Annotated in this window: 26 protein-coding genes and 2 pseudogenes; 10 read left to right on the top strand and 18 right to left on the bottom strand. The window is 68.1% G+C overall.

Features of this window, described 5'->3' with window-relative positions:
- Window positions 1-22: 22 nt before the first annotated feature.
- Together pcaF and WDLP6_RS22090 are read left to right on the top strand one after the other, a co-directional pair.
- Complete coding sequence (gene pcaF, locus WDLP6_RS22095) at window positions 23-1,228, top strand: 3-oxoadipyl-CoA thiolase (protein ID WP_162594081.1); 1,206 nt, start codon at window positions 23-25, stop codon at window positions 1,226-1,228.
- Between the two features lie 11 nt (window positions 1,229-1,239).
- Window positions 1,240-2,205: a Bug family tripartite tricarboxylate transporter substrate binding protein gene (locus WDLP6_RS22090; RefSeq protein ID WP_232077213.1), complete on the top strand. Its 966-nt coding sequence runs from the start codon at window positions 1,240-1,242 to the stop codon at window positions 2,203-2,205.
- A 4-nt stretch (window positions 2,206-2,209) separates the two neighbouring features.
- On the opposite strand, the pseudogene WDLP6_RS22085 reads toward WDLP6_RS22090, so the two are convergent.
- Window positions 2,210-2,773: pseudogene (locus WDLP6_RS22085) on the bottom strand (ornithine cyclodeaminase family protein); the annotation flags it as partial.
- Window positions 2,774-2,986: 213 nt separating this feature from the next.
- Here WDLP6_RS22085 and WDLP6_RS22080 point away from each other — a divergent pair.
- Window positions 2,987-4,057: a maleylacetate reductase gene (locus tag WDLP6_RS22080; RefSeq protein ID WP_162569317.1), complete on the top strand. Its 1,071-nt coding sequence runs from the start codon at window positions 2,987-2,989 to the stop codon at window positions 4,055-4,057.
- A gap of 50 nt (window positions 4,058-4,107) precedes the next feature.
- Here WDLP6_RS22080 and WDLP6_RS22075 read toward each other — a convergent pair whose 3' ends face one another.
- Window positions 4,108-5,037: a LysR family transcriptional regulator gene (locus WDLP6_RS22075; RefSeq protein ID WP_162594079.1), complete on the bottom strand. Its 930-nt coding sequence runs from the start codon at window positions 5,035-5,037 to the stop codon at window positions 4,108-4,110.
- Window positions 5,038-5,229: 192 nt separating this feature from the next.
- Here WDLP6_RS22075 and WDLP6_RS22070 point away from each other — a divergent pair, with 192 nt between their 5' ends.
- Window positions 5,230-6,069: an intradiol ring-cleavage dioxygenase gene (locus WDLP6_RS22070; protein WP_162594078.1), complete on the top strand. Its 840-nt coding sequence runs from the start codon at window positions 5,230-5,232 to the stop codon at window positions 6,067-6,069.
- Window positions 6,070-6,094: 25 nt separating this feature from the next.
- Here the strand turns inward: WDLP6_RS22070 and WDLP6_RS22065 are convergent, their stop codons facing one another.
- Window positions 6,095-7,057: a Bug family tripartite tricarboxylate transporter substrate binding protein gene (locus WDLP6_RS22065; RefSeq protein WP_162594077.1), complete on the bottom strand. Its 963-nt coding sequence runs from the start codon at window positions 7,055-7,057 to the stop codon at window positions 6,095-6,097.
- Window positions 7,058-7,133: 76 nt separating this feature from the next.
- Between WDLP6_RS22065 and WDLP6_RS22060 the strand changes: the two genes are divergently transcribed.
- Together WDLP6_RS22060 and WDLP6_RS22055 are read left to right on the top strand one after the other, a co-directional pair.
- Window positions 7,134-8,873: an OPT/YSL family transporter gene (locus WDLP6_RS22060; protein ID WP_232077211.1), complete on the top strand. Its 1,740-nt coding sequence runs from the start codon at window positions 7,134-7,136 to the stop codon at window positions 8,871-8,873.
- Window positions 8,874-9,362: 489 nt separating this feature from the next.
- Window positions 9,363-9,563: pseudogene (locus WDLP6_RS22055) on the top strand (IS5/IS1182 family transposase); the annotation flags it as partial.
- Window positions 9,564-9,749: 186 nt separating this feature from the next.
- On the opposite strand, the gene WDLP6_RS22050 reads toward WDLP6_RS22055, so the two are convergent.
- From WDLP6_RS22050 to WDLP6_RS22035, 4 genes are all read right to left on the bottom strand, one after another.
- The gene (locus tag WDLP6_RS22050; protein ID WP_162594076.1) at window positions 9,750-10,163 is read right to left on the bottom strand and encodes a nuclear transport factor 2 family protein; all 414 of its coding nucleotides are present in this window, start codon (window positions 10,161-10,163) and stop codon (window positions 9,750-9,752) included.
- Between the two features lie 127 nt (window positions 10,164-10,290).
- Window positions 10,291-10,890 (bottom strand): NADPH-dependent F420 reductase, encoded by a 600-nt coding sequence (locus WDLP6_RS22045; protein WP_162594075.1) that lies wholly within the window; start codon window positions 10,888-10,890, stop codon window positions 10,291-10,293.
- A 94-nt stretch (window positions 10,891-10,984) separates the two neighbouring features.
- Window positions 10,985-11,398: a GFA family protein gene (locus tag WDLP6_RS22040; protein ID WP_162594074.1), complete on the bottom strand. Its 414-nt coding sequence runs from the start codon at window positions 11,396-11,398 to the stop codon at window positions 10,985-10,987.
- Window positions 11,399-11,497: 99 nt separating this feature from the next.
- Window positions 11,498-12,232, bottom strand: a complete 735-nt coding sequence (locus tag WDLP6_RS22035; RefSeq protein ID WP_162594073.1) for an SDR family NAD(P)-dependent oxidoreductase — start codon at window positions 12,230-12,232, stop codon at window positions 11,498-11,500.
- A gap of 110 nt (window positions 12,233-12,342) precedes the next feature.
- Between WDLP6_RS22035 and WDLP6_RS22030 the strand changes: the two genes are divergently transcribed.
- On the top strand, window positions 12,343-12,705 hold the full coding sequence (locus WDLP6_RS22030) for a winged helix-turn-helix transcriptional regulator (RefSeq protein ID WP_162594072.1): 363 nt from the start codon (window positions 12,343-12,345) through the stop codon (window positions 12,703-12,705).
- 308 nt (window positions 12,706-13,013) lie between these two features.
- Here the strand turns inward: WDLP6_RS22030 and WDLP6_RS22025 are convergent, their stop codons facing one another.
- Genes WDLP6_RS22025 through WDLP6_RS22010 form a run of 4 tightly spaced genes read right to left on the bottom strand, consistent with a single transcriptional unit; the run spans window position 13,014 to window position 16,325 of the window.
- Window positions 13,014-13,634 carry an NADPH-dependent F420 reductase gene (locus WDLP6_RS22025; RefSeq protein WP_162594071.1) on the bottom strand — a complete coding sequence of 207 codons (621 nt, stop codon included), beginning with the start codon at window positions 13,632-13,634 and terminating at the stop codon, window positions 13,014-13,016.
- A 48-nt stretch (window positions 13,635-13,682) separates the two neighbouring features.
- The gene (locus WDLP6_RS22020; protein ID WP_162594070.1) at window positions 13,683-14,654 is read right to left on the bottom strand and encodes an SDR family oxidoreductase; all 972 of its coding nucleotides are present in this window, start codon (window positions 14,652-14,654) and stop codon (window positions 13,683-13,685) included.
- A 52-nt stretch (window positions 14,655-14,706) separates the two neighbouring features.
- The gene (locus tag WDLP6_RS22015; protein ID WP_162594069.1) at window positions 14,707-15,651 is read right to left on the bottom strand and encodes an SDR family oxidoreductase; all 945 of its coding nucleotides are present in this window, start codon (window positions 15,649-15,651) and stop codon (window positions 14,707-14,709) included.
- A gap of 38 nt (window positions 15,652-15,689) precedes the next feature.
- On the bottom strand, window positions 15,690-16,325 hold the full coding sequence (locus WDLP6_RS22010) for an NADPH-dependent F420 reductase (protein WP_162594068.1): 636 nt from the start codon (window positions 16,323-16,325) through the stop codon (window positions 15,690-15,692).
- Between the two features lie 115 nt (window positions 16,326-16,440).
- Between WDLP6_RS22010 and WDLP6_RS22005 the strand changes: the two genes are divergently transcribed.
- Window positions 16,441-17,031 (top strand): TetR/AcrR family transcriptional regulator, encoded by a 591-nt coding sequence (locus WDLP6_RS22005; protein ID WP_162594067.1) that lies wholly within the window; start codon window positions 16,441-16,443, stop codon window positions 17,029-17,031.
- A gap of 539 nt (window positions 17,032-17,570) precedes the next feature.
- Here the strand turns inward: WDLP6_RS22005 and WDLP6_RS22000 are convergent.
- On the bottom strand, window positions 17,571-17,711 hold the full coding sequence (locus tag WDLP6_RS22000; protein WP_162594066.1) for a hypothetical protein: 141 nt from the start codon (window positions 17,709-17,711) through the stop codon (window positions 17,571-17,573).
- Window positions 17,712-18,058: 347 nt separating this feature from the next.
- Between WDLP6_RS22000 and WDLP6_RS21995 the strand changes: the two genes are divergently transcribed.
- Together WDLP6_RS21995 and WDLP6_RS21990 are read left to right on the top strand one after the other, a co-directional pair.
- Window positions 18,059-18,280, top strand: coding sequence for a hypothetical protein (locus WDLP6_RS21995; protein ID WP_162594065.1), 222 nt, complete (start codon window positions 18,059-18,061; stop codon window positions 18,278-18,280).
- Window positions 18,281-18,359: 79 nt separating this feature from the next.
- Window positions 18,360-18,728: a hypothetical protein gene (locus WDLP6_RS21990; protein WP_162594064.1), complete on the top strand. Its 369-nt coding sequence runs from the start codon at window positions 18,360-18,362 to the stop codon at window positions 18,726-18,728.
- 28 nt (window positions 18,729-18,756) lie between these two features.
- Here the strand turns inward: WDLP6_RS21990 and WDLP6_RS21985 are convergent, their stop codons facing one another.
- The 6 genes from WDLP6_RS21985 to WDLP6_RS21960 all read right to left on the bottom strand — a co-directional run bounded on the left by WDLP6_RS21985 (window position 18,757) and on the right by WDLP6_RS21960 (window position 26,416).
- A complete protein-coding gene (locus WDLP6_RS21985) occupies window positions 18,757-19,239 on the bottom strand; it encodes a MarR family winged helix-turn-helix transcriptional regulator (protein WP_162594063.1) in 483 nt (160 codons plus the stop codon).
- Window positions 19,240-19,345: 106 nt separating this feature from the next.
- Complete coding sequence (locus WDLP6_RS21980; RefSeq protein WP_162594062.1) at window positions 19,346-21,076, bottom strand: acyl-CoA dehydrogenase family protein; 1,731 nt, start codon at window positions 21,074-21,076, stop codon at window positions 19,346-19,348.
- The gene (locus WDLP6_RS21975; protein WP_162594061.1) at window positions 21,073-22,803 is read right to left on the bottom strand and encodes a tannase/feruloyl esterase family alpha/beta hydrolase; all 1,731 of its coding nucleotides are present in this window, start codon (window positions 22,801-22,803) and stop codon (window positions 21,073-21,075) included. Before WDLP6_RS21975 ends, WDLP6_RS21980 begins: the two co-directional genes overlap by 4 nt.
- A 20-nt stretch (window positions 22,804-22,823) precedes the next feature.
- A complete protein-coding gene (locus tag WDLP6_RS21970; protein ID WP_162594060.1) occupies window positions 22,824-23,552 on the bottom strand; it encodes an ABC transporter ATP-binding protein in 729 nt (242 codons plus the stop codon).
- Window position 23,553: 1 nt separating this feature from the next.
- Window positions 23,554-25,374, bottom strand: coding sequence for a branched-chain amino acid ABC transporter ATP-binding protein/permease (locus WDLP6_RS21965; protein ID WP_162594059.1), 1,821 nt, complete (start codon window positions 25,372-25,374; stop codon window positions 23,554-23,556).
- 1 nt (window position 25,375) lies between these two features.
- Window positions 25,376-26,416 (bottom strand): branched-chain amino acid ABC transporter permease, encoded by a 1,041-nt coding sequence (locus WDLP6_RS21960; protein WP_162594058.1) that lies wholly within the window; start codon window positions 26,414-26,416, stop codon window positions 25,376-25,378.
- Window positions 26,417-26,440 lie beyond the last annotated feature (24 nt).

Raw genomic sequence — 26,440 nt, 5'->3', positions numbered from 1 at the left:
GACACCGAAAGAGACCGACACCATGACCCAGCAAGCCTTCATCTGCGACGCCGTTCGCACCCCCTTCGGCCGCTACGGCGGCGCCCTCGCGAGCGTGCGCACCGACGACCTCGGCGCGGTGCCGCTGCGCGCGCTGATGGAACGCAACAAGAACGTCGACTGGCAGGCCGTGAGCGACGTGCTCTACGGCTGCGCCAACCAGGCCGGCGAGGACAACCGCAACGTGGCGCGCATGTCGGCGCTGCTCGCGGGCCTGCCGCTCGAACTCGGTGGCGCGACCATCAACCGCCTGTGCGGCTCCGGCCTCGATGCCGTCGGCAGCGCCGCGCGCGCCATCAAGGCGGGCGAGGCCGGCCTGATGATCGCCGGCGGCGTCGAGAGCATGAGCCGCGCCCCCTTCGTCATGCCCAAGGCCGAGAGCGCCTTCAGCCGCGCCAACGCGGTCTACGACACCACCATCGGCTGGCGCTTCGTCAACAAGCTCATGAAGGCGCAATACGGCGTCGATTCGATGCCCGAGACGGCCGAGAACGTGGCCACCGACTACAAGATCGAGCGCGAGGCGCAGGACCGCATGGCGCTGGCCTCGCAGCAGCGCGCGGTCGCGTCGCAGAAGTCCGGCTTCTTCGATGCCGAGATCGTGCCCGTCAGCGTGGCGCAGAAGAAGGGTGACCCGATCGTCGTCGCCAAGGACGAGCATCCGCGCGACACCAGCCTTGAAGCGCTGGCCAAGCTGAAGGGCGTCGTGCGTCCCGATGGCACCGTGACCGCCGGCAACGCGAGCGGCGTGAACGACGGTGCGGCCGCGCTGCTGCTCGCCGACGAAGCCAGCGCCGCCAAGTACGGCCTGACGCCGCGTGCCCGCGTGGTCGGCATGGCCACGGCCGGCGTGCCGCCGCGCGTGATGGGCATCGGCCCGGCGCCGGCGACGCAGAAGGTGCTGGCACTGACCGGCCTCACGCTCGACCAGCTCGACGTGATCGAACTCAACGAAGCCTTCGCCGCGCAAGGCCTCGCGGTGCTGCGCCTGCTCGGCCTGAAGGACGACGACGCGCGCGTCAACATCAACGGCGGCGCGATCGCGCTGGGCCATCCGCTGGGCGCCAGCGGTGCGCGGCTCGCGACCACGGCCGTCAACCAGCTGCACAAGAGCAAGGGCCGCTATGCGCTGTGCACGATGTGCATCGGCGTGGGGCAGGGCATCGCGGTCATCCTCGAGCGCGTCTGATGCGAAGCCGCATGCGCCGCGCCCTGTTGCTGGGCGCGGTGGGCTCGGTGGCTGCGTCCGCGTGGGCCGAGGCGGAGTCGAAGCCGATCCGGATCGTCGTGCCCTTCACGCCCGGCGGCGGCAACGACGTCTTCGCGCGCCAGATGGCCAGGAGCCTCGGCGAGCTGCGCAACCGGAGCGTGGTGGTCGAGAACCGGCCCGGCGCCGGCGGCAACCTGGGCACCGAGTTCGTGGTGCGCAGCGCGGCCGACGGCAGCACGCTGCTGCTGGGGCACTCGGGCACGGTGTCGATCAATCCGGCGCTCTACCACGGCCTCAAGTACGACACGCAGAAGGACCTGGTGCCGATTGCCATGTTCGCTTCTTCGGCCCTGGTGCTGGTGGTGCCCGAGAACTCGCCGGTGAAGACGGTGGCCGACCTGGTCGCGCTCGCGAAGGCGCGGCCCGGCACGCTCAACTACGCGTCGAGCGGCAGCGGCACCGGCGGCCATCTCACCGGCGAGCTGTTCCAGCAGAAGATCGGCAGCAAGATCAATCACATTCCGTACAAGGGCACCGGCCCCGGCCTGACCGACCTCGTCGGCGGCCAGGTGCAGATGATGTTCAGCGTCATCCCGCCGGCGCTCGCGCTGGTGAAGAGCGGGCGGTTGCGCGCGCTGGCCGTCACCGGCAGCCGGCGGCTGCCCTCGCTGCCGCAGGTGCCGACCATCGCCGAGTCCGGCGTGCCGAGCCTGGCGGGATTCGAGAGCACACTGACCTACGGCATCCTCGCGCCGCGCGGCACGCCCGATGCGGTGGTGAAGGAACTGTCGGCGCAGATGCTGAAGGTCGCGGCCACGCCCGAGTTCCAGTCGCGGCTGGAGGTGGAGGGCGCGGTGCCGCTCCTGGGCGGCAGCGCCGAGTACGCTGCGCTGATCCGAAAGGAAAGCGCGCAGTGGGCCGAGATCGTCAAGATCTCCGGCGCCACGGCCGACTGAGGCATCAGGCGGCGCCGGCGCGCCACACCAGCGTCGCCGCCGCAAGGTCTTCCAGCGCGCTGCCGACCGCCTTGAAGACCGTGCGCTCGGCCGCGTCGCGCCGCCCCGGTCGCTCGCCGCTGCACAGCTGTGCGAGCGTGGCCTGTACGCCGTTCGCCTGCAGTGTCCCGGCCGCGATCGCGCCGAGCAGATCGCCGGCCTTCTGCAAGGCCTCCCCGGTATCGACGAAGGTGCGCGCGCCGGCGAAGCAGGCCGGGTCGGCCTCGCGCATCGCGGGCGTGAAACTGCCGATCAGGTCCAGGTGCGATCCGGCTGCGAGCCATTCGCCGCGCACCAGCGGTGCTTCGGCCAGCGTGGCGCAGCTCACGATGTCGGCGCCGCGCGCGGCGGCGGCCAGATCGGTGCTCGCGCGCGCATTCCATCCCCCTGCGCGCCATTCGGCGGCCAGCGCTTCGGCGCCTTCGGGACGGTGGTTCCAGACCACCACCTCGTCGATCGCGCGCACGCTCGCATGCGCGGCCGGCAGCAGCCGCGCGACGCGGCCGGTGCCGACCATGCACATGGCGCGCGGGCACGCTGGCGGGGCTCGCGAAGGCGGCACGCAGCGCCGGTACCGGCCGCTCGAAGGCCAGGTGGGCGCAGGTGGCTTCGGCATCGAAGATCTTCATGGTCCGCAGTATGGCGGCCCGCTTTCAATGGCCCGCGCGGAAAACTGATTTCCGCGCGGGCCGTTGAGCGCCGGCGGCAAGTTCACGATACTGATCGCCCACAAGGAACGCCCATGCCCGTGCCAGCCTTCGTCCATGCCACCTACCCGCAGCGCGTGGTCTTCGGCGCCGGATCGTCCGCGCGCCTGGCCGCCGAACTCGATCTGCTGGGCGCCGCCCGTGCGCTGGTGCTGTGCACGCCGCGCCAGCGCGCCGAGGCCGAACGCATCGCCGGCCCGCTCGGCGACCGGATGGCGGGCATCTTCGACCAGGCGGTGATGCATGTGCCGATCGAGTCGGCGCGCGAGGCGCGCGCGGTGGCCGAGCGGCTGGGCGCCGACTGCGCGGTGGCCATCGGCGGCGGCTCGACGACCGGCCTGGGCAAGGCCATCGCGCTCGATTCGGGACTGCCGATCATCGCCGTGCCGACCACCTACGCCGGCTCCGAGATGACGCCGATCTACGGCATCACCGAAGGCGGCCTGAAGAAGACCGGCAAGGACCCGCGCGTGCTGCCGCGCACCGTGATCTACGACCCCGAGCTCACGCTCGGCCTGCCCGCGGCGTTGAGCGTGACCAGCGGCATCAACGCGATCGCCCATGCGGCCGAGGGCCTGTATGCGGCCGACGCCAATCCGATCATGGTGCTGATGGCCGAGCAGGGCATCGCAGCCCTGGGGCGCGCGCTGCCCGCGATCCGCGCCGACGCAGCCGATGCGGATGCACGCAGCGATGCGCTCTACGGCGCCTGGCTGTGCGGCAGCGTGCTCGGCCATGTCGGCATGGGGTTGCACCACAAGCTGTGCCACACGCTCGGCGGCAGCTTCAACCTGCCGCATGCGGAAACCCACACCATCGTGCTGCCCCATGCGCTGGCCTACAACGCAGCGGCCGCGCCCGAGGCCATGCGCCGCATCGCGCAGGCGCTCGGCGCGCCGGCTGCGCCGCAGGCGGTCTACGACCTGGCGCGCGACAACGGCGCGCCGATTGCCTTGCGCGACATCGGCATGAAGGCCGCCGACCTCGACCTCGCCTGCGAGCGCGCACTGCAGGCCCGGTACCCGAACCCGCGTCCGCTGGAGCGCGGCGCGATCCGCGCGCTGCTGCAGGCGGCGTGGGAAGGCGCGCGGCCGCCCGCCGGCTGAGCTGAGCGGACGCGCCTTCCGCGCGCTGCACATCGGCCACGTCCGGCCGCTCAGCGCGCGCCGAAGCGCGCCGTCCATTTGCGCTCGTAGTCCATGCGCGCAAAGTGCGCCGCGATGAAGTCGATGAAGCTGCGCACCTTGGCCGACAGGTGCTTGCGGCTCGGATAGGCGAGGTTGATGGTCAGGCGCGGCAGATCCCAGTCGTCGAGCGTCGGCACCAGCCGGCCGGCGACGATGTCCTCGTAGAGGATGTAGGTCGGCTGCACCAGGATGCCCATGCCGTCGAGCGCGGCGGCGCGCAGCACCTGGCCGTCGTTCGATTCCAGCAGCCCCTTGACGGACAGCGTCTCGGCATGGCCGTCCTTCGTGAAGCTCAGCGTGTTCGGGTTGTTCGCGTAGGTGTAGATCAGGAGCTGGTGCCGCTGCAGTTCGTCGAGCGTCTTCGGAAAGCCGTGGCGCGCGAAGTAGCGCGGCGAAGCCGCGAGGATGCGGCGCGTCTGGCCGAGACGGCGGATGCTGACGTTGGAATCGGGCTCGAACTCGCGCGTGCGAATCGCCACGTCGATGTTGTTGTCGATCAGGTCGAAGTAGCGGTTGGCCGCTTCCACGTGCACCGTCACCTCGGGATAGCGCTCGGTGTATTCGCGCAGCAGCGGCGCGATGTGGTGGATCGCGAAGGACAGCGATGCCGTCACGCGCAACGTGCCGGTGGGCTGCAGCGCGGTCGCATTGGCAGCCGACTCGGCGTCCTCCAGATCGGCCAGGATGGTCTTCGCGCGCGCGCAGAACGCCCGGCCGGTGTCGGTGAGATAGAGCCGCCGCGTGTTGCGCTCGACCAGGCGCGCGCCCAGCCGCGCCTCGAGCGCGCTCAGGTGTCGGCTCGCGGCCGCGTTCGACAGGCCGAGCGACTCGGCGGCGCGGCTCAGGCTGCCGGCCTCGGCGATCTGAACGAAGAGCGCGATTTCTGTCCAGCGGTCCATCGTGTCGGTGTCTCCTTTCGGCGGCCGCCTGCGTCGCAGGGCGGCCGCGGGCATTGTGGCGCAGCCGCCCGCCGACCGTTCCGCCGGCCGGAAAAATCATTTGCAGCGGCGCGCTTCACTTGCGGGCCTTCAAGGCCTAGAGTCGCACGGACAGAGAAAGAAGGCCACGGCCGCGAACCCAGGAGACACCCCATGCGCAACGTCGATCAGGACAACATCACCCAGGCCGTCATCGCACGCTTTGCCGATACGCCCGACCCGCGGCTGCGCGAGATCATGACCAGCCTGGTGCAGCACCTGCATGCCTTCGCGCGCGACGTTCGCCTCACCGAGGCCGAGTGGTTCCAGGGCATCCAGTTCCTCACCGCGACCGGCCACAAGTGCGACGACAAGCGGCAGGAGTTCATCCTCGCCTCGGACGTGCTCGGCCTGTCGATGCTGGTGGTCGCGATGAACAACGACAAGCCCGCCGGCTGCACCGAGTCGACGGTGTTCGGGCCGTTCTATGTCGAAGGTGCGCCGCACTACGCGCACGGCGACGACGTGGCGAACGGCGCGCCCGGCGAGCCCTGCCAGGTCACGGGCACGGTGCGCGGCATCGACGGCGAGCCGATCGCCGACGCGGTCATCAACGTCTGGCAGGCCGACTCGGAAGGCCACTACGACGTGCAGAACCCGGCGCTCACGCACGCCCAGGGCCGCGGCCAGCTGCGCAGCGGGCCGCGCGGCGAGTTCCATTTCCGCAGCGTGCTGGCCGAGGCCTACCCGATCCCGACCGACGGCCCGGTCGGCGAGATGCTGCGCGCGACGAAGCGCCATCCGTGGCGGCCGGCCCATCTGCACTTCATGATCGAGGCGCCCGGCTATGAAACCCTGATCACCCATGTGTTCCGCGACGGCGATGCGTACCTTGATTCGGATGCCGTGTTCGGTGTGCGCGAATCGCTGGTCGCGCCGTGGACGAAGAGCGCCGACGGCGGCTGGCGACTTCAGTACGACTTCGTGCTGAACTCTATGAAGGCGCCTGCATAGGGCGCCGCGCCGGCAGCTGCCGGCCTCAGTCGAGTTGCAGGCCGATGCGCTTGACCACGGCGCCCCAGGTCCTGGCGTCGGCCGCGAGACGTGCGGCGCTGTCGCCCGGCGAGTCGGCGACCACGGCCTGGTCGCTCTGGCGCAGCCGCTCGGCGACGCCCGGATCCTTCAACGCCGCATCGAGTGCCTTGAACATCGTGTCGACGATGGGCTTCGGCGTGCCCTTCGGCGCGAAGAGGACCAGCGAGAAGGTCGCATCGAAGCGGGGGTAGCCGGCCTCGGCGACCGTGGGCACGTCGGGCAACAAGGGCGAGCGCTGCGCGCCCGAGACCGCCAGCGCCACCAGTTTGCCGGCGCGCACTTGCGGCAGCACGGTCGGGCCGGCGAGGAAGCCGCAGTCGACCTGGCCGCCCATCACGTCCTGCATGGCAGGGGCGGGGCCCTTGTACGGGATGTGGGTCATCTCGATGCCGGCGACGTTCTTGAACAACTCGCTGCTGAGGTGCCCTGGCGACCCGGCACCCCCGGAGGCGTAGCTCATGGGCCGGGACTTCGCCCGCCGCACGAGATCGGCCACCGTTTTCAGGCCGAGCCCGGGGTTGCACACCAGCGTCTGGCTGAAGGCACTGGCGCGCATCACGGGCACCAGATCCTCGGGCTTGAAGCCGAGCTTCGGATAGACGTTCGGGTTCACGGTCAGCAGCGTGTCGGTCGTCCACAGCCACGTCTGGCCGTCGGGTGCTGCGCGAGCGACCTCGATGGCGCCGAGGTTGCCCGCCGCGCCCGGCTTGTTGTCGACGATCAGCGGCTGCTTCAGGATCGGCTGCATCTTCTCGATGGCGCTGCGCAGCACGATGTCGCTGGGGCCGCCCGGCGGCTGAGGCACGACGATGTGTACCGGCCTTTCGGGCCAGCTGCCTTGTGCGTGCGGAGCCTGCGCGGCCGCCAGGGCGAGGCCCAGCGCAAACAACAAGTGGATGGGTTTCATTGCAAGTCGTCTCCTCTGGTGTCGGGCCGATTGTCCTCCCGAGCCGATGGCCGGGAGTGCGAGATCATCCGCACCCATGGATCCACATCCCGCGCCCCGCTGGCGCTGGCTGCCCGTCGAGGGCGGCTGGCGCTACCACCTTCTGCTGGCGGCCACGGGCATGCTCGTGCTGGGGCCGCTGGCCGGCGTGACCGCGGCCTACATGAACTTCTCGCTCGGCTTCTTCGTCGGCGGCCAGGTGCTCGCGGGCCTGCTCGGCTCCGCCGTCACCGCGGGCTACGGCGCGAGCGGGCGCCACGGCGCCAACTACATCCAGACGGCCGCCGCCTCGGTCGCCAGCATGAGCGGGCTCGGCGTGCTGCTGCAGGCCATGGCGTGGATGGGCTTGCCGCAGCCGCCGGCCTGGCGGATGGTCCTGTACCTCGCGTGCGTCGGCATGCTCGGCGTCGGCGTGGGCATGCTCTACACGCCGGTGCTGGTCGACCGCATGCGGCTGGCCTTCCCTTCCGGCCTGGCCGTCGCGAACATCCTGCGCGCATTGACCGACCCTTCGTTGCTGCGGCGTTCGGTGCGCCAGCTCGGCGGCGGCATCGCGCTCGGCCTGATGACGGGACTGGGCGCCGCGCGATGGCCCTTGCTCGGCACGAGCGGGTTCTCGGCATCCACCTTCGGCGCGGGCCTCGTCGTCGGCGCGCGCATCGGCATCCCCGCGGCCATCGCGGGCCTGATCGGCGTCGCGCTGCATCCCTACTTCGTCGCGATCGGCTGGCTGCAGGCGGCCGACCCGCCGCGCAAGATCATGTTCCTCATCGCGCTCGGAACCATCATGGGCGCGGCGCTGGTGGACATGGCGCTGATCTTCGTGCGCGCGCTGTCGGGCATGAAGCGGCGGGCGGCCGCGGCCGCTGCGCCGCTGGCGGCCGTCGAAGAAGACGGCTGGCGGCGCATCAACAGCACGCGCCTCGTGCTGTGGGTGCTGTGCTGGTCGGCCGCCACCGTGGCCTGCGGCCATTGGCTGCTGGGACAGCCCGTCTTCTATCTCGTGGTGGCGGTGGGGCTGGTCTTCGTCTTCGCGCTGGTCAACGGCATCTCGGTCGGCGTCAGCGACTCGAACCCGATCTCGTCCGCCTTCGTCGTGACCGTCGTCATCCTCGCCGCCCTCGGCCTGCGCGACCCCGGCGTGGGCCTGATGGCCGGCGCCGTGCTGCTGGTGGCGACCAGCGTGGCCTGCGACATGCAGCAGGATCGATCGACCGGGTGGCGGCTCGGCACATCGCGCGTCGTGCAGTTTCGCTACCAGGTGCTCGGCATCGTCGTGGGCGCGATGCTGGCGGTGGTTTTCGCGCGGCTGTTCATGGCGGCCTACCCGGTGCTGCTGCAGGACCAGACGGTGCTGAGCGCCGACCGGCAGCCGGCCGAATGGGGATCGGCGATGACGTACAAGTTCGTCGGCGTGCTGCGCAGCCTGACGGATGACTTGCCGTATCAGCGGACGGCCATTGCCGTGGGCATTGCGGTGGGGCTGGTGATCGAAGTGCTGCGCAAGTGGGTGCGGCCGCGCGGGTTCGTGCTCGATGCGATCTTGTTGCCTTCGCCTTATGCGTTGTCGTTTGGCGGGTTTGTGGGGTTGGGGACTTCGATGTGGTTTGCGGCCGGTGGGATTGCGAGCAGCCTTTGGGGAATGCGTGCGCCCGAGCGGGATGATGTGCCGGAAGGGATGAGTGGGGGTGCGCTGTTCGGCGGAGGGCTGATTGCGGGGGATGCGTTGGCGGCTGTGGGGATCGGAGTTGTCAGTTTGGTGGCGGTGGTGGGTTGAGCGCAGTGAAGCGTTGGGACTTGCATTCACGAGGCCTTGGGGGCTGTGGGCCAAGAGGTGCGGGTTGCGGATCCGCAAGCCACAGACAACGCTCAAGTTCATGCTGCGGCTTGCGTCGCAGAGGTGCTGGCGGGAGACCAATCCCGGTCGCGCCGGGGGCGTGACGGGCGGAATATAGCGAGCGGGCAGTACCAGGAGAGGTTTGTTCGGCGGGGCACGAGCGCAACGATCCCGGCTCCGTGCTCGACGAATGCGCGCTGAGGTCCTGAAGCCGGGAACGCAGCGTGTCCAGCCGGTCGTCCTTGGTCGCTCATGTTCACAGTCTCGGCCACGAAGCGGCCATCGAACCTTCGCGGCGGCCACTACGCCACCGGCCGGTCTGAAAGGTACTGCTGACTCTTAACGGCCGATTGTGTTGAAAAACTATCCTAAACCCTAGAACTGCCGCGTCGCTTTCGCGTCCTATCTTCATCGATGGAGGTACGCGTCATGATGGGCCAGAGCACCGTTCAAGATCAGCTGTTCTACGCATTCAACCTCGAAAATCACGTTCCAGGCGATCACCTGCGTCGAGGCGTTGATCGCTTCCTCGACCTTGGCGAGTTGCGCCAACATCTGGCACCGTTCTACAGCCACACCGGCCGGCCCTCGATCGATCCCGAACTCATGATCCGCATGCTCGTGATCGGCTAAACGTCGATGACGGCGAAGCCCGCATCGACGCATGCGAACCGGATCAACTCGGACAGCTTGGATGGGTCGTACATCGGGATCTCCGTTACGGTCGGGCGTTTGAAGAATGCGCGGCGTGCGAAGGGAAATCCACGGCTGATCCACCGTTTTCTACCCCGCCCCGAGGGCAGCAACTGGCGAACGCTACGCCAGCCCGGCCGCGTCCATCTGCGAGGCCCGCGCCAGTGCCTGCGTGTCGATGTACTCGCGGATGCTCGTCAACCGGCCATCCCGGACCGTGATGGCGAAGATCCAGTCGTCCTCGAACGTCTTGTTCGTTGCTTTGATCTTGCCCCTGGCGAAGCCGACGACCAGGACTCTATCTCCTTGCGCTACGAACTCCCGGGGTTCCGTGGACGTTTCTATCGACTTGGATGCGGTCTCAAGCAAATCCGCCAGCCCCGCGTGTCCGTGGCGCGTTCCGGCCAATGGCCAGTCCTCGCCCGGGATGACCCACTCGATGTCTTCGGCGACAAGCGCCAGCAGACGTTCCCTGTCGCCGCGACCGATCGCGGCGAAGAAATCCTTCACCGTCTGGACATTCGCTTCGATGCTCATCGTGCTCTCCGTTTCCATGCCATCGGACCTCATCCAATCTCACCGCATAGGTTGCGGACCTGCCGCCCAGAACGTGGTGGCTGCCATTCGGCTGAGATCGAGATTCGAGGCGATAACTGGTGACTCATCAGTCGAACTTGACCAAGTCCTTAAAGATCAGTTGACCCCAGCTATTTCCGCGCGCCTGGACTAGCAGCCCACCTTCGGAAAGCCCGCCCAGTTGGATCGGCGAGAAGCCGAGATTTTCCGCAAGCGCAGCAATCTCCGCTGCTGCGCCGTCATCGTCACTCGCCAGGAACACGACTCTCTTGCCACCATGGACGGCCGGATCCTGGCCAAGGACGGCAGCGACCAAATGGTTGAAGCCTTTGACCAGTCTTCCGCCAGTGAAGGCCTGCGCGACGGCCTTGGCAGAGGACCGGTCTACCAGTTCATCAGGGGACACGCCGTAGGCGTTGGTCACATCGACGATGGTCTTTCCCTTCCAGGTCGGCAGCGCCTTCGCGACGTCCCGGTGCGACTCGAAACGGACCGCCAAAAAGACGATGTCCGCCTTCACGGCTTCCGCCAATGTTTTGGGAATGATCCCGGGGCCGATCGCGGCCGCATCGGACGCAAAGCTTTCCGGGTCGCGCGTGGTTGCAACGGATACTTCGATGCCGTTGCGGGCAAACGCCTTGGCCAGGGCCTGGCCGATCTTGCCGAAGCCGATGATTGCGTAGCTCATAAAAACTTCTCCATTTGTTGCATCGGATCGTGTCCGATCTATTTCATTGCCTTGACTGTCGTTCCGCGCATCGCACGTACGCATTCAGCGAAGTTCACAGGAGGCGCGTGTCGGCCGGCGCATGCTTCAGGTCGTCGTGACGGCCGTCGTTGAATTTCAACGACTTGGCGAGTTGATCGGCGTCTTGCTCGATACCGTCCAGCGCGGCGATGGATACTGCGTAAAACTTGGCTCCGTTTCCCTCCGCGAAGGTGCGGACACCACAGGTCTTGCAGAAGCGATAGCGCAGGTGGGACTCGGATTTGCGAGGCGGAATCCACGAGTAATCGGACAGCTGGTCTTCGCCTTTTTCGACTTTGAAATCTTCAGGCGGCACGATCGCGAACCAAAAGCGCGACTTGGTGCAAATCGAGCAATTGCAGCGCGTCGTTCCTTTGTCGAAGTCAATCCTGGCCTCAAAGGCGACCGCACCGCAGTGGCACGAGCCGTGGTATGTTTTCTTCGTCATCGTGTTTCCTTGGTCCGCTGTGAGTAGAGAAGGGGAAAGGCCCATGTCAGAGCCTCACCCACATGAAATTCGCCGGAGCGCCCGATCTGGCTCAGCGCGTCAGAGTTGCGCCAGGCCGCCGTCGACGGCAACCTCACTGGCGGTCATGAAGCTGCTGTCCGACGACGCGAGGAAGGCGGCCGCCGCTGCGATCTCGGAAGGATCGGCCATGCGCTGGAGCGGCGTCATCGAGGCGTAGACCTTCTGGCCCTCCTCGCCCAGCGCTGCCTTCGCGAGTTCGGTTGCCGTCGGCCCGGGCGACAGCACGTTGACCCGGATGCCGGTGCCCTTCAGGTCCTCCGCCCAGGTCCGCGCGAGGTTGCGCACTGCCGCTTTGCTCGCGCTGTAGGCGCTCATTGCCGGGGCGCCCGTGGTGCCGGCGCTCGATCCGGTCAGGATGATCGAACCACCCTTGCCCATCAGCGGCAGCGCCTTCTGGACCGTGAAGATCGTGCCCTTCACATTGGTGTCGAAGGTTTCGTCGATGTGCTTGGCGGTGATCTGGCCGAGCGGAAGCGGGCTTCCCGCGCCGGCATTGGCGAAGACGATGTCGAGGGTTCCGCGCTCGGCCTTCACCGCCGCGTAGAGTCGGTCGAGGTCGGCCGGATCGGAGACCGAGCCCTTCACCGCGCGGGCATTGGGCCCGAGGTCGGCCACAGCGGCGTCGAGTGCTTCCTGCCGGCGGCCGAAGATGAAGACGAAGGCGCCTTCCTCGATGAAGCGCTTTGCTGCGGCGCGGCCAATGCCGGTAGCGCCACCGGTGATCACGGCGGTCTTTCCATTCAGTCTGGTCATGTCATGCATCCTTGGTTGGAGTTGTAAGTAAGCAGGGAGCTGCTTACTTGAGGACAGATGCATCTCTGATAACCTAAGGACAAGTATGCACTTTTAGGTAAGTACCAAAAATGACGACACCCTCTGAAATCTGCGATACCGGCTGCGGGCTCAACGCCACGCTCCGCATCATCTCGGGCAGGTGGAAACCACTGGTCCTGTTTTTCCTGCGCGACGGCCCGAAGCGCTACGGCGAGCTCAAGCGCCTGGTCCAGGGCGTCAGCGACAAGGTGCTGATCCAGCAATTGAAGGATCTGGAGGCCGATCGCGTGCTGGCGCGGACCGACTACAAGGAAGTGCCGCCGCGTGTGGACTACGCGCTGACCCCGCTCGGTCGCAGTCTGGCCGACGCGATCGTCCCGTTGTGCACATGGGGAACCGAGAACGCGGCGGAAATGGCAAGCATCTTCGCCAAGCGTGACACGTTGGCCTAGCATCCGTACGGAGACCGCCGCTTCTGCGCCTGTCGCATACATCGTTTCGACCATCGCAGCCTCCAAGCCAAACGACTCGTGACCGGAAGATAGGACGAACCCAGCCGGTCGTCTGTGCGACAGCGAACGCTTCGGCAAAGCTCGGTGCTTAAGGAAGGCGGCGAGCCATGTGGGCATCAGCCTCCTCGCTGCATCGATAGCCGGCACCCCGCTGTCGCCCCGACCAGCGCCTTGATGAGAACGACCTGAGAGATGAATTGCTCCCAGCGATGCTGTGGAACTGCCGGCGAGGACATGGTGTCGGTGGTTCAGCGGATATCGACGTTCAAGGCGATGTCCCAGCTGCCAGCGCCGTTTTTGGCCAGGCCGATCATCATCAGGCCGAGCGCCTCGAGCGTCTGGGCCATGTGCAGACCGCCGACATCGAGCGGACGCAGCCCGAGACTCGCGATGAAGGTAGAGACGCGCGCCTTGGCCTCCGCATCATCGGTTGCGATGAACGCGTCGAAGCGTCCACCCTTGGCAAGTACGTGGCCGAAGATGGTGTTGAACGCCTTCACGACATGTGCGCCGGCAGGGAGGCCCTTGGCGGTCTCCTGCGCACCAGAACTGCCGTGGGGGGTGACGAGGCCCGTGAGGTCGGGGGAGACCGGGTTGGTGACGTCGATGATCACCTTGCCGTCGAGCGCGTCGCCGTAATCGGCCACCACCGCTGCCGCACTGGTGTACGGCACGGCGAGGATGACGATGTCGCCCGCCGGCGCGGCGCCGTACGTCCCTGTGGTCGCTCCGGCTGCGAGCTGGTCGGCCAGCGCCCGCGCCTTGGCGGGGTCGCGACTGACCACCTCGACGGTGTGGCCAGCCTTGGCGACACGACCGGCGATCGCGGTGGCCATCGTGCCCGAGCCGATGATGCTGATGGTACTCATGAGAAATCTCCTTGTTTATTGCGGTTTCGCTCGCTGCTCCAGGCGGAGTCAAGCGGCAGGGAAGTAATGGCCGTTGTCCATGTCCTCGAACAGGCCGGGATGGACAGGCGCCCAGCCGAGCGCCTGGCGCGTGATGGCGTTCGACGCCACGAAGTCGCCGGTGACCACCGCCGACAGACCGTCGAAATAACCCGGCACCATCATTTCATCGGCGGGAATGCTCGTGGCGGGCAGGCCGATGCGCTTGGCGACGGCCTCCGCGATCTCCCGGAAAGGGATGCCCTCGTCACCCACCGCGTGCCAGGTCCTGCCGGCAGCACCCTTTTCGAGTGCGAGACGGAACAAGGATGCCAGGTCACGTGCATGTACAGCGGGCCACCGGTTCGCGCCGGTTCCGGGATAGGCGACGAAGCCTTTCTGCTTCGCGAGCCCCGCCAACCGCAAGACAAAGCCCGCACGATCGGTCGGGCTGTGCACGATGAGGGAAATCCGGACGACCGAAGACCGCACACCCTTTTCGGCGAAGCCGAGCACGGTGGCTTCCACGACATTGCGAGACAGCAGAGTGCCTTCGTCCAGGGGGCCGCTCGGTAAAGCAGGGTCATCCTCCGTTGCCGGTCGGTCGAGGCTGATCGGTGCACCGATGCGGCCCGCACGGCCTACGTTCGACGGCGCGCCGATGCTGCCCGCCACGACCAGCGGCTTATTCGTGCCGGCCAATGCATCGCCCAATGCCAGCACGATCGCGAGCTCGGAATCGCGCAGGGCGGTGAGCCCTCCGGAGCGGAGGAGGTCGACCCTGTAGCCGAGGTGGATGACGCCGTCTGATTCCGCGGCCGCCGCCTTCAGCGCATCGAGATCGGCGAGGTCGCCACGACGCACCTTGGCACCGAGCGCGGACACCGCAGCGGCAGACTTGTCCGATCGCGCCAGACCGGTGACCTCGTGGCCGGCCGCGATGAGTTCCGGGATGACGTACGAGCCGGCGTGGCCGGAGGGGCCGGTGACGAAGACGTGCATGGTGATGCTCCTTGTGAAAATGGGTTATGAGCGCACACAGCTTTTCGTCACATCATCGATCGGCGGGGAAGTAATGGCCGTTGTCCAAATCGGCGAAGAGGCCGGGCTGAGTTGGTTCCCAGCCGAGGGTCTGGCGCGTGATGTCGTTCAACGCCGGGGTGTCCAGCTTGACCAGATTCGCAAGGAACCCGAAATATCCTGGCAGCATGAGCACATCCGGGGGAATAGGCACCGCGGGCAGGTTCAGTCGGCTGCCGATGGCCTCGGCGATCTGGCGATATGGGACGGACCCTTCGGCAACGGCGTGCCAGTTTCTGCCGGCGGCGCCTTTCTCCAGCGCCAGGCGGAACACGGTGGCGAGGTCACGGGCATGCACGGCGCCCCACCGATTCGATCCGTCGCCCGGATACCCGACGATGCCTTTCGCCTTCGCCAGTCCGATCAGCAGCGGGAGGAAGCCGGCGTTATCGGTCGTGCTGTGCATGATCTCAGGAATCCGCACGACAGAAGATCGCACACCCTTTGCGGCAAGGCCAATGACCGTGGTCTCCACGACGTTGCGAACCCGGAGGGTGTTGCTGTACGGATCACCGCCGGTAAGCGGGGGATCCTCCTCGGTGGCCGGCCGGCCCAGGCCTTCCCACCCGGGCGAGCCGATGCTCCCCGATGTGACTAGCGGCTTATTGCTCCCCGCTAGTGCTTCGCCATACGCAAGCATGATCTGCAGCTCCGCGGCCGCCACGGCGTTGATCCCGCCTGTTGGAATGAGGTCTTGCCTGTGCGCAACGTGGATGACGCCGTCTGCGGCGGCGGCCGCCTGCTTGAGGCCGTCGAGATCCTCGAGGCTGCCGCGACGCACCTCAGCGCCGAGAGCGGACACCGCCGCCGCGGCCGCGTCCGACCGAGCGAGGGCAGTGACCTCGTGGCCTGCGGCAATGAGATCCGAGATGATGTACGGACCGGCATGGCCGGTGCCGCCAGTGACAAAAACGTGCATGTTGGTGATCCTTGGGTGATGTGAAGTTGCGGAAAACGTCAGCTCAGAAGGCTGACGCCGATGGCGAAGTTGGTGTGCTTGACGGAGTGGGTCATCAGACCCAGTGACAGCAGGCAGACGTGCTCCAGCGTTTTCGCCATCTGCAGCGATCCGAAGTCCATCGGACGCAGTCCGAGGCCCTCGATGAACGCCGAGACGCGTGCTTTCGCCGGCGCGTCGTCCCCCGCGAGGAACACGTCCAACGGACGGCCTTCGACTGGACCGGCCGCCAGCACATGGGAGAACAGTGTGTTGAACGCCTTGATGACGATCGCATCGGCCGGGGCGGCCTTGACGATCTCCCGCGCGCCGAAACTGCCCTCGGGCGTCACGAAGCTCGTGTGGTCGGGGGCGACCGGGTTGGTGATGTCGACGAGGAGCTTGCCCGCCAGTGATGGGCCGTAGCGCGTCACCACGTCGAGAACGACCGCGTAAGGAACCGCCAAGATGACAATGTTGCCTGCCGGGGTGGCGCCAAACGTCCCGATCATCGCGCTGGCACCGAGTTGCCCTGCCAACGCCCGCGCATTGGCGGGGTCGCGACTGATGATCTCGACGGGATGTCCTGCCTTGGCGGCGAGGCCGCCGATCGCGGCGGCCATGCCCCCCGATCCGACGATGCTGATCGTGCTCATGCTGTCTGTTTCCTCGGTTGGACCGCGCTCCTGCCATCAAGCAGCGCGGTGTGCGGTATGATGTGGACCGCTGATCCAAATATACGGATCACTGAACCACTTGTCAAGGCCGAGCATGCGAGCCGACGCTAAAAAGAATTACAGCCATCTCCTCGTGGTCGCTCGGGACGTCGTCACCGAGCAGGGTGTCAACGCGTCCATGCGCGACATTGCTCGCAGGGCCGACGTCGGGCTGGCAACGCTGCTTCGACATTTCCCGACGCGGGAAGCCCTCTTCGAAGCGTTGCTGTGCACGGATCTGGACGCACTGAAGCAGAAGGCCGATGAACTCGAAGAGTCAGGTTCGGCCGGGGAAGCACTCGTGTCTTGGTTTCGCGAATGGATGGCGTTCGCGCAAAGCCACAAGGGCGTCGTCGCCATGATGGCGGCAGCCCACACGAACTCGGACTCCGCCCTTTATGCGTCGTGCGCTGCGGTGCATTCAGCGAGTGCGCGACTGTTGCATCGCGCGCAGGCCAATGGTCAGGCGCGTGCCGACATGACGGGGGACGACTTGTTCGGCCTGATGTCGGCGCTCGGGTGGCTCGTCGACCTGCCGTCGTTCTCACCACGTACCGCTCATCTCTCTCACATCGTCGCGGGCGCCATCCTGACGGCCATGCCAAGTCCCGATGTCACCAAGAAAGGTGGCAAGTCGATTCGTTGAGACACGAGCGAGTATCGTGACGGTCGCAGATTCGGCGAGCGGCGACGCGCAAGGCGACTTGCCGCCGGTTATTCGTCGTCCCGAACCGACGTCGACCGTGAACGAGCGCCAAGTCGACCCGAGCGGGTCGATCTGCGCAGCCCGTGCCATGGCCTGCGTGTCGATGTACTCCCGGTACTGCCGCGCGTGGACTACGCGCCGACCCCGCTCGGTCGCAGCTTGGCCGAGGCAATCGTCCCGCTGTGCACCTGGGGAACTGAGAATGCGGCGCAGATGGCAAGCATTTTTGGGCAACGTGACGCACCGACCGTAGCGGCAAACTGAATGACAGGTTTCGAGCGCCGAGGCTGGCAAGGCGAATGTCGGAGATGGGTCGGAAGTGCCCGTTGGTTCCGCCCCCGACCTGACATTCACGACCAGACCATGACCGCGCCACCTTGAGTACCCGGCCTCGGGGGCGCTGCGGTCATACGAGCCGCTGCCCGCCGAAAGTCCGGTGATGATCGCAGCGACCGCTTGGGCCACCGAGCACGAATGACTTAGATCAGTCTTAACCAGGCACTGGAACTTGTGGTATCGGTGTTCGCGGCCGGCTCCTGCCAGACGACGTGCTTCAACGAAACCCGGTGCTGCACGCGATCCGCCGCGCAGCCGGCGATGGCCGCAGCGGCCAGCAGCATGCAGGCCACGCGGCGCCAGCGCACCGTCGCAGGAGACGATGCCGCACCCGGTTGCACTGCCCACGGCCGCACCGTCCACGACGCCCGCGAAGGGGTTGCAGACGCGCACGGTGTTCGTGCCCGCGAAGCGGGCCACGCCATGGCGTCCGGCGACGAAGCCGTTGTAGTGGGCGCGATAGGTCTGGTGCGATGCGCCGTACGCGGGTGTTCGCCCTGAGCGGGTCTGACAAAACCCTGACCCGCACAAATCCAGCCCGCCGGAACGCCCTCGAACAGCGCCCACGACCGCCGATGTAAGGCAAAGCTCTACGATTGCCGCCATCCTCTCGCGTGGGCAGAATTTCGGCATGTCCGATCCGTTGACGACGACGTCCGCCCACCTCGAAGATTCCGAGCTGCAGAACCTCGCGGCCGAGTGGCGCATCCGCGCCATGCAGGGCGATCAGCTCGCGCATCGCATGGCCCGGGCGCTCGAAGCCGAGCAGCGCCGTCGCATTCGCGACACCGGCCTGCAGCCGCTGCCGCCGGCGGAATCCTGCGTCAACTCGCCCTGGTGGAAGTTCTGGTGAAATCCTGATGACAGCGGGTGAAAGTTTGAGCGACACTCCGAGTCCTCCTCTTTCGCTCAACGTTCGTTCCTGATACGCCATGGACACTGCGATCGGCCTTGCCCTTCTCAGCCTTTTCGCCGCCACCCTTCTTTCCAACGTCCTCGCACGCAAGCGCGACCAGCTTCTGGCCTTCGACCCCGTCACGCACGAGGCGCGCGAACTGCTGTTGCGCGAGCGCGATGCGCCCGTTCCGCTGGGCCCGACGCTCACGCCCGAGCACTGGGCCCGCCTCGAAGCCGCGCAGCCGAGGTGGCGGCGCGAGACCTTCGACGCCGCGCGCGCCCGCTACCACGAGGCGCGCAGTGCCTTCTCGCGCAACGACCTCGATGGCCAGCTCTACTACCCGGACCCGGCCGCGATCGTCGGCGCGGCGCATGCCGTGCTGATCCTCACCGAGCGCTTCTGAGGGCTGCGGTGATCGAGGTCCGCGGACCCTACTGGTAGACCTTCTTCAGCAGCCGGATCAGCGTCTCGCGCTCGCGCGGCGTGAGGCGGGCGCTGGCATCGGCCTCGAGCTCCACCACCGTGCGCTCGGCATCGCGCACCAGCGCCTCGCCGGCCGGCGTCAGGTGAAGGCCGACCGCGCGGCCGTCGTGCGGATGCGGGCGGCGCTCGATCAGGCCGCGGCCGTCCATGGCGGCGATCAGGCTCACCAGGTTGGGCGGCAGGATGTCGAGCGTGGCGCACAGCTGGCGCGAGGTGGCGCCCGGGTTGTGCGCCAGCAGCGAGAGCACCGAGAAGTCGGCCTGCTTGAGCCCGTAGACCGCCATGCGCTCGGCGAACACCGCCGTCACCGTGAGCCAGGCGCGGCGCGCGTTGTAGCCGACGAAAGCCTCTAGCACGTGCGTATCGAGCCGCTCGGAGCGCGGCGCGATCGCAGCCACGGGCAGCGGGGATTTCTTGCGGGAGTCGGCCATGACGCGAGCGTAACTGCGTTGTGCGGATCGTGCGCGCCGTCGCGTATGAGAACCTCCGCCCTGCGGGCTGCGGTGCGAGCTTGCTTGGGGCGGCCCGGCGCTGCGCTCATGCAGCGGCCTGGCGCGCGCTCACCGCCTCGCAGGCGCGCTTGACGATGCCCAGGCGCAGCTCGAACTCCGGCAGCACCCAGCGGCGGAAGGCCGCGGCGGGACGCGACCAGCGCGCATCGCCCGCGGGCGCCGCGCGCTCGATGCGCGCCCAGGCCCAGGCCAGCATCGCCAGCATCACCACGCGCAGGTAGTCGTCGGCCACCTCGAAGGGCAGGGCGGCATCGGCCGGTGCCGCCATCGTCAGCGTGGTGCCGAGGTAGCGCAGCTGCGCGAGGCGGCGCTGCACATCGGCCTCGGCTTCGCGCGATGCATCGAGCTCGTCGCGCAATTCGATCAGCAGCGCCGACATGCCGGCGCCGCCGTCGGGCAGCACCTTGCGCACCAGCAGGTCGATCGCCTGGATCTCGTTGGTGCCTTCGTAGATCATGGTCACGCGCGCATCGCGCAGCACCTGCTCGATGCCCGATTCGCGCACGTAGCCGTGGCCGCCGAACACCTGCAGGCAGTCGCTCGCGCCGTGGAAAGCCTGCTGCGTGCACGCGGCCTTGAGCACCGGCGTGACCAGCGCGCACCAGCGCTGCGCGCGCTCGCGCGCCCGCGCGTCGCCATCGTGCCGCGCGACGTCGAGCTGCACGGCGGTGCGGTAGGCGATCAGGCGCGCGCCGTCGATCCAGGCGCGCTGCGTGTCGAGGATGCGGCGCATCGCCGGATGCTCGGCGATCAGGTCGGCCGCTTCGCCGCCGCGGCTGGCCGGTTCCGGGCCGGGCGCGCGCATCTGGCGCCGTTCGTGCGCATAGGCCTCGGCCTTCTGCCAAGCCGCGTCGAGCAGGCCGATGCCCTGCAGCGCGACATGCAGCCGCGCCGCGTTCATCATCACGAACATCGCGGCCAGCCCGCGGTTCGCCTCGCCGATCAGCCAGCCGGTCGCCGCGTCGAAGCGCATCGTGCAGGTTGCGCTGCCGTGCAGGCCCATCTTCTCCTCGATACGTTCGCAGTGCACCGCGTTGCGCGTGCCGTCGGGCAGGCGCTTGGGCACCAGTGCCAGCGACAGGCCCTTGGGTCCGGCCGGTGCATCGGGCAGCCGGCACAGCACGAGATGGACGATGTTCTCGCTCAGGTCGTGCTCGCCGCTGGAGATGAAGATCTTGCCGCCCGTCACGCGCACGCTGCCGTCCGCTTGCACCACCGCGCGCGTGCGCACCTGGCCGAGGTCGCTGCCCGCATGTGCTTCGGTGAGGCACATCGTGGGCAGCCACTCGCCGCTGGCGATCTTCGGCAGGTAGCCTGCCTTCAGTGCCTCGCTGCCGTGGTGCTTCAGGCATTCGTAGGCGCCATGCAGCAAGCCGGGCGCCATCGTGAAGCCGTGGTTGGCGGCGCTGAGCCACTCGAAGAGGATCGCTTCCAGCAGCGCGGGCAGGCCCTGGCCGCCATCCTCGGGCGCGACCGACAGCGTGGGCCAGCCGCCCTCGACGAAGGCCTTGTAGGCGTCCCGAAAACCGGGCGGCGTGATGACTTCGCCATCGGCAAAGCGGCACCCGATCTCGTCGCCCGAGCGGTTCAATGGCGCGATCAGCTCGGCGACGAACTTGCCGGCCTCGTCGAGCACCTGGGCCTGCAATGCATCGTCGACTTCGGCAAAGGGCGCGAGCGCGCGCAGGCGCGCCGGCGCATCGAGCACCGCGTTCAGCAGGAAGCGCGCTTCGTCGGGACGCGGCGTGTAGTTCATGGCGTGCGGCAGGCGAAGCTGGCAGCGCTCTCGGGATCGCCACCGGTGTAGACGGCCACGCGCGGGTAGGGGCACAGCGGACGCGTGCGGTGCGGCGACCAGTCGGCCGGCACTTCGGCATTGACGATGGCGCTGCCCGGTCCGCGCGCACGCGCGATCACCGTCTGCGGCGCCTGGCCCTGCTCGACCCAGGCGACCAGCGCGCTCAGCATGTCGAACTGATCGGTGGCCGGACCGCCCGCGCAGTGGTTCATGCCGGGCACCGGAAAGTAGCGCGCGAAGGCCGAGGCATCGCCGCCGTTCGCGGTCTGCAGCCGTTCGTACCATGCGGCCGTGTCGTCCGAGGAGAACACCGGATCGCTGGTGCCGTGATAGACCATCATCTTGGCGCCGCGGTCGCGCAGCGTCGCCAGGTTGGCGGCAGCTGGTGGCGCCATGAAGGCCATCGCCGATTCACGGTAGAGGCCGCTGGCCGCATCGATCAACGGCGCATCACGGTCCATGTCGAAGCCGAGTGCGAAGGGCAGGCCGCCGGGTCGCTTGTCGAGCGGCGGTGTGGTGAAGATGAAGCCCACTGCGCCGGCATCGCGCGTCGGCGGGCTCACGAACTTCCAGTCGCGCCAGTTGCTGCCGGCCACGCCCGCATCGAAGGGGAAGCTGCTGTAGATCGGTTGCCCCGCGCTGTTGCGCGCGCCGTCGAACACGTGGGCCAGCGCGCTCTTCTGCGGCGCACTGAGGCAACGGCCATCGCGCGCGCCGACGCAGGTGGGCACGTCGGTTTCGATGTGGAAGCGCGTGCGGCAGGCCTTCACGTCGGCCACGATGCCATCGGCCAGGCCATCGAGCGCATCGCACTTCGCGAGCACGCGGTCGGCGACCAGCCGCATCTCCGCCGGCGTGAAAGCGGTCTGCAGATCGGGCAGTCCGGCCGGCGTGTTCGCACTCGCGACCTTCGCATACTGCTGCGCGCCATAGAGCTGCGCCACCGCGGCGCGCGGCAGGTTGTAGCCGGGGTCGCCGGCGAGGATGCCGTCGTACTGATCGGCCGAGCGCGCCGCGGCCACCATCGCATGCCGGCCGCCGTTGGAGCAGCCGCCGAAATAGGAGCGGTCGGGGCCGCGGCCATAGGCCTTGGCGATCAGGTTCTTCGCCATCGGCGTGAGCTGCGCGACCGCGTTGTAGCCATAGTCGAGCCGGGCCTGCGGATCGAGGCCGAAGCGCGGTCCGAGCGCGCCCGCATGGCCGGCATCGGCGCTGATCACGGCAAAGCCCATCTGCAATGCGCTGCTGGCCGGTCCGCCGCCGCCGATGCCGCCGAGCGCCGGCACCACCACGCCGTCCAGGCCGCCATTGGCCTGGTAGAAGAAGCGGCCGTTCCACGCGAGCGGCAACCGCATCTCGAAGCCGATCGCATAGGTGTTGCCGTCGACCGGGCTCACGCGTTCGTTCATGCGGCCCTGCACCAGGCAGTGGGCGGGCGCCTGCATGCTCGCGCTGCCGACCGCGATGGCGCCGGCCGGCACTTGCGAGACGGCCGTGTAGACGGTGCCCGGCAGCGCGGCCTTGGCTGCGAGGTCGGTGCACGACAACAACGCACCGGGGCGTGCCGGCGCGAGCTGCGGCAGCGCGGCGCCCGAACGGCCCGCACCGGCACAGGCTGCGAGCAGCGCGGCGACGCCGAGCGCCACGGCGGCGATCGACAGCTTCTTCGTCGGGGTCGTCTTCATCTCGTCTCCTTGACGCGGGGTCAGGCGCGCGCGGCGCCGAGGTAGGTGTCGACCACACGCGAGTCGCCCGCGAGCTGGCGCGCCTCGCCTTCGACGCTCACGCTGCCCATCTCGAGCACATAGCCGTGGTCCGCCACTTCGAGCGCGGCGCGTGCGTTCTGCTCGACCAGCAACAGGGTCACGCCGGTCGCGCGCAATGCGCTCACGGTGCGGAAGATCTCCTGCACGACCAGCGGCGCGAGCCCGAGGCTGGGTTCGTCGAGCATCAGCAGCGTCGGCTTCGACATCAGCGCGCGGCCGACCGCGAGCATCTGGCGTTCGCCGCCCGACAGCGTGCCGGCCAGCTGCGTGCGCCGCTCCTTCAGGCGCGGAAAGAGCGTGTAAACCTGCTCGAGCTGGTCGCGCCATCCACGGTTGCGCAGCCGCACCTGGCGGAAGGCGCCGAGCACCAGGTTGTCTTCGACCGGCATGGTGCCGAAGAGCTCGCGCTTCTCGGGCACCAGCGCGATGCCGAGCATCACGCGTTCTTCGAGCGACAGGCCACCGATCGGCTGGCCCTTGTAGTCGATCGCGCCCTTCGAAGGCAGCACGCCCATCAACGCATTGAGCAGCGTCGACTTGCCGGCGCCGTTGGGGCCGATCACGGTCACCACGCTGCCCTCGCCGGCCTGCAGGTCGATGCCGTGCAGCACCTCGGCGCGGCCGTAGCCGGCACGCAGGCCGTGGATGCGAAGCAAGGGGGTCGTCATGTCAGTGTTCCGTTCCGAGGTAGGCCGCACGCACCTTCGGGCTCTGCTGCACCTCGGCCGGCGTGCCTTCCATCAGATGGGTGCCGAACTCCATCACCACGATGTGCTCGCAGATGTCCATCACCAGGCCCATGTCGTGCTCGACCAGCAGGATGCTCATGCCCTCGCCGCGCAGCGTGCGCAGCACCTCGGCCAGCGCCTGCTTCTCCTTGTGGCGCAGGCCGGCAGCCGGCTCGTCGAGCAGCAGCAGCGCGGGGTCGGCGCACAGCGCGCGCGCGATCTCCAAGAGGCGCTGCTGGCCCATCGCGAGGTTGCCGGCGATCTCGTGCAGGCAGTCGCCCATGCCGACGCGGCGCAACTGCCGCTCGGCCTCGCGCAGCAGCCGGCGCTCCTCGCCACGGTCGGTGCGCAGCATCGCGGCGATCGGGCCGCGATGGCCGCGCAGGTGGGCGCCGAGCGCGACGTTCTCGAGCACCGTCATGTCGGGCACCATCTTCACGTGCTGGAAGGTGCGCGACACGCCGCGCTGCGCGATCGCGCGCGAGGACAGCCCGCCGATCGGCTCGCCGCGAAAACGCACCGCGCCGCCCGACAGCCCGAGCACGCCGGTCACGAGGTTGAAGGTGGTCGACTTGCCGGCGCCGTTCGGCCCGATCAGGCCGACGATCTGGCCGGCGCGGATCTGGAAGCTGATGCCGTTGACCGCCACCAGGCCGCCGAAGGTCTTGCGGATCGCCTGCACGTCGAGCACCACCTCGCCGGCGGCCGGCTTGGCACGCGCCGGCAGCTCGGCCGCGTCGTGCCAGTCGACCGCGCGGAAGGGCCGCGGCAGGCGCCGGTCGACGAAGGCCCAGAGCCCATCGGGCAGGTACTTGAGCACCAGCACGATCATGATGCCGAACACGATCAGCTCGTAGTTGCCGCTGGTGCCGATGAGCTTGGGCAGGAGCACCTGCAACTGGTCTTCGAGCACCTTCACCACGCCCGCGCCGGCGATCGCGCCCCACACGTGCGCGGCGCCGCCCAGCACCACCATGAAGAGGTACTCGATGCCCATCTTGATGCCGAAGGGCGAGGGGTTCACCGTGCGCTGGAAGTGCGCGAAGAGCCAGCCGGACACCGAAGCCAGCAAGGCCGCGAACACGAAGATGCCGACCTTGTGGCGCAGCGTGTCCACGCCCATCGCCTCGGCCATCTGCGAGCCGCCCGCCAACGCGCGAATGGCGCGCCCGCTGCGCGAGTCGAGCAGCCGGATCACGGCGAAGGAGGCGGCGATCGCCAGCGTCCACACCACGGCGTAGAACATGCGCTGCTGGCCGAACTCGAAGCCAAACAGCGACAGGCCCTTGACGCCGAGGATGCCGTCGTACTTGCCGAGCGCATCGACGTTGCCCATCAGGTAGTAGAGCGAGAGCGCCCACGCGATCGTGGCCAGCGGCAGGTAGTGGCCCGACATGCGCAGCGTGATCGCGCCGATGATCGCGGCGCTCAGGCCCGTCAGCGCCAGGCCGATGAAGAGCGTGAGCCAGGGCGAGAGGCCGAAGTTCACCGACAGGTAGGCGGTGGTGTAGGCCCCGATGCCGACGAAGGCCGCCTGGCCGAAGGAGGTGAGGCCGCCGACGCCGGTCAGCAGCACCAGGCCCAGCACCGGCAGCGTGTAGATGCCGATGTAGTTGAGCTGGATGATCCAGAAGTCGGGCAAGGGCAGCAGCGGTAGCGCGATCAGCAGCAGCACCAGCGCGAGCGGTCCCCAGGTGCGCAGGCTGCTTCTGCGCGGGGCGGCGATGGACGAAGGCGTCGCCGGATTCACGAACGCTTCCATTTCAGTGTTCCTCGTCCGAATGGCCGCTGCGCAGCGAGCGCCACAACAGCACCGGCAGGATGATGGTGAACACGATCACTTCCTTGAACGAGCTGGCCCAGAACGAGCCGAAGGACTCGATCACGCCGACTGCCAGCGCGCCGAGCAGCGCGCCCGGATAGCTCGCGAGCCCGCCGATCACGCCGGCCACGAAGCCCTTGAGGCCGATGATGAAGCCCGAGTCGTAGAAGATCGTGGTGGTCGGCCCGATCAAGAGGCCCGACAGCGCGCCGATCAGCGCCGCCATCGCGAAGGTCAGCTGCCCGGCCGCCTGCGTCGAGATCCCCATCAGCCGCGCGCCGAGCCGGTTGACCGCGGTGGCGCGCAAGGCCTTGCCGAACAGGCTGCGCTCGAAGAAGAGCCACAGCCCGACGATCAGTGCCGCCGAGGCGACGAAGATGATCAGCGTCTGCCCGTTGAGATTGAGCGGCCCGAGCGCGAAGCGGTCGTCCCAGAACGGCGGATTGCGAAAGCCCTCGGCGCCGAAGAACAGCAGTCCGAGCCCGGTCATCGCGAAGTGCACGCCGACCGAGACGATCAGCAGCACCAGCGAGCTCGCGCCCGCCAGCGATTGATAGGCCACGCGATAGACCAGCGGCCCGAAGGCGGTGACGATGCACAGCGTGAGCAGGGCCTGCACCAGCAGCGGCAGGTTGCGCGGTCCGGCCCAGATCGAAATCGCGCACACCACGGCCGGCAGCGCGAAGGTGCGCAGCGCGGCCAGGAAGGCCGGCGCCGCGCGGCCGCGATGGCGCCAGGTCGTGACCAGCTCCATCGCCGCCGCGACCGCAGCCAGGATCAGCAGCAGCCACACCGTGCCCGGCACCTTGCCGGTCTGGAAGATGGCCAGCGTGAGCGCGCCATAGGCGACGAACTCGCCCTGCGGAATGAAGATGACGCGCGTCACCGTGAACACGAGCACGATGCCCATGCCCAGCAGCGCGTAGATCGCCCCGTTGGTGAGTCCGTCCAGCGTCAGGATGCCGGCGATCGAGAAATCCATGGCGGGGCTTCGGTGCGGCGCGTC

Origin of the sequence: Variovorax sp. PBL-E5, from assembly GCF_901827185.1 — a bacterium.
Taxonomy (GTDB): domain Bacteria; phylum Pseudomonadota; class Gammaproteobacteria; order Burkholderiales; family Burkholderiaceae_C; genus Variovorax.
Note: the sequence above shows the minus strand (reverse complement) of the source record. Positions and strands in the feature narration are given on the sequence as shown.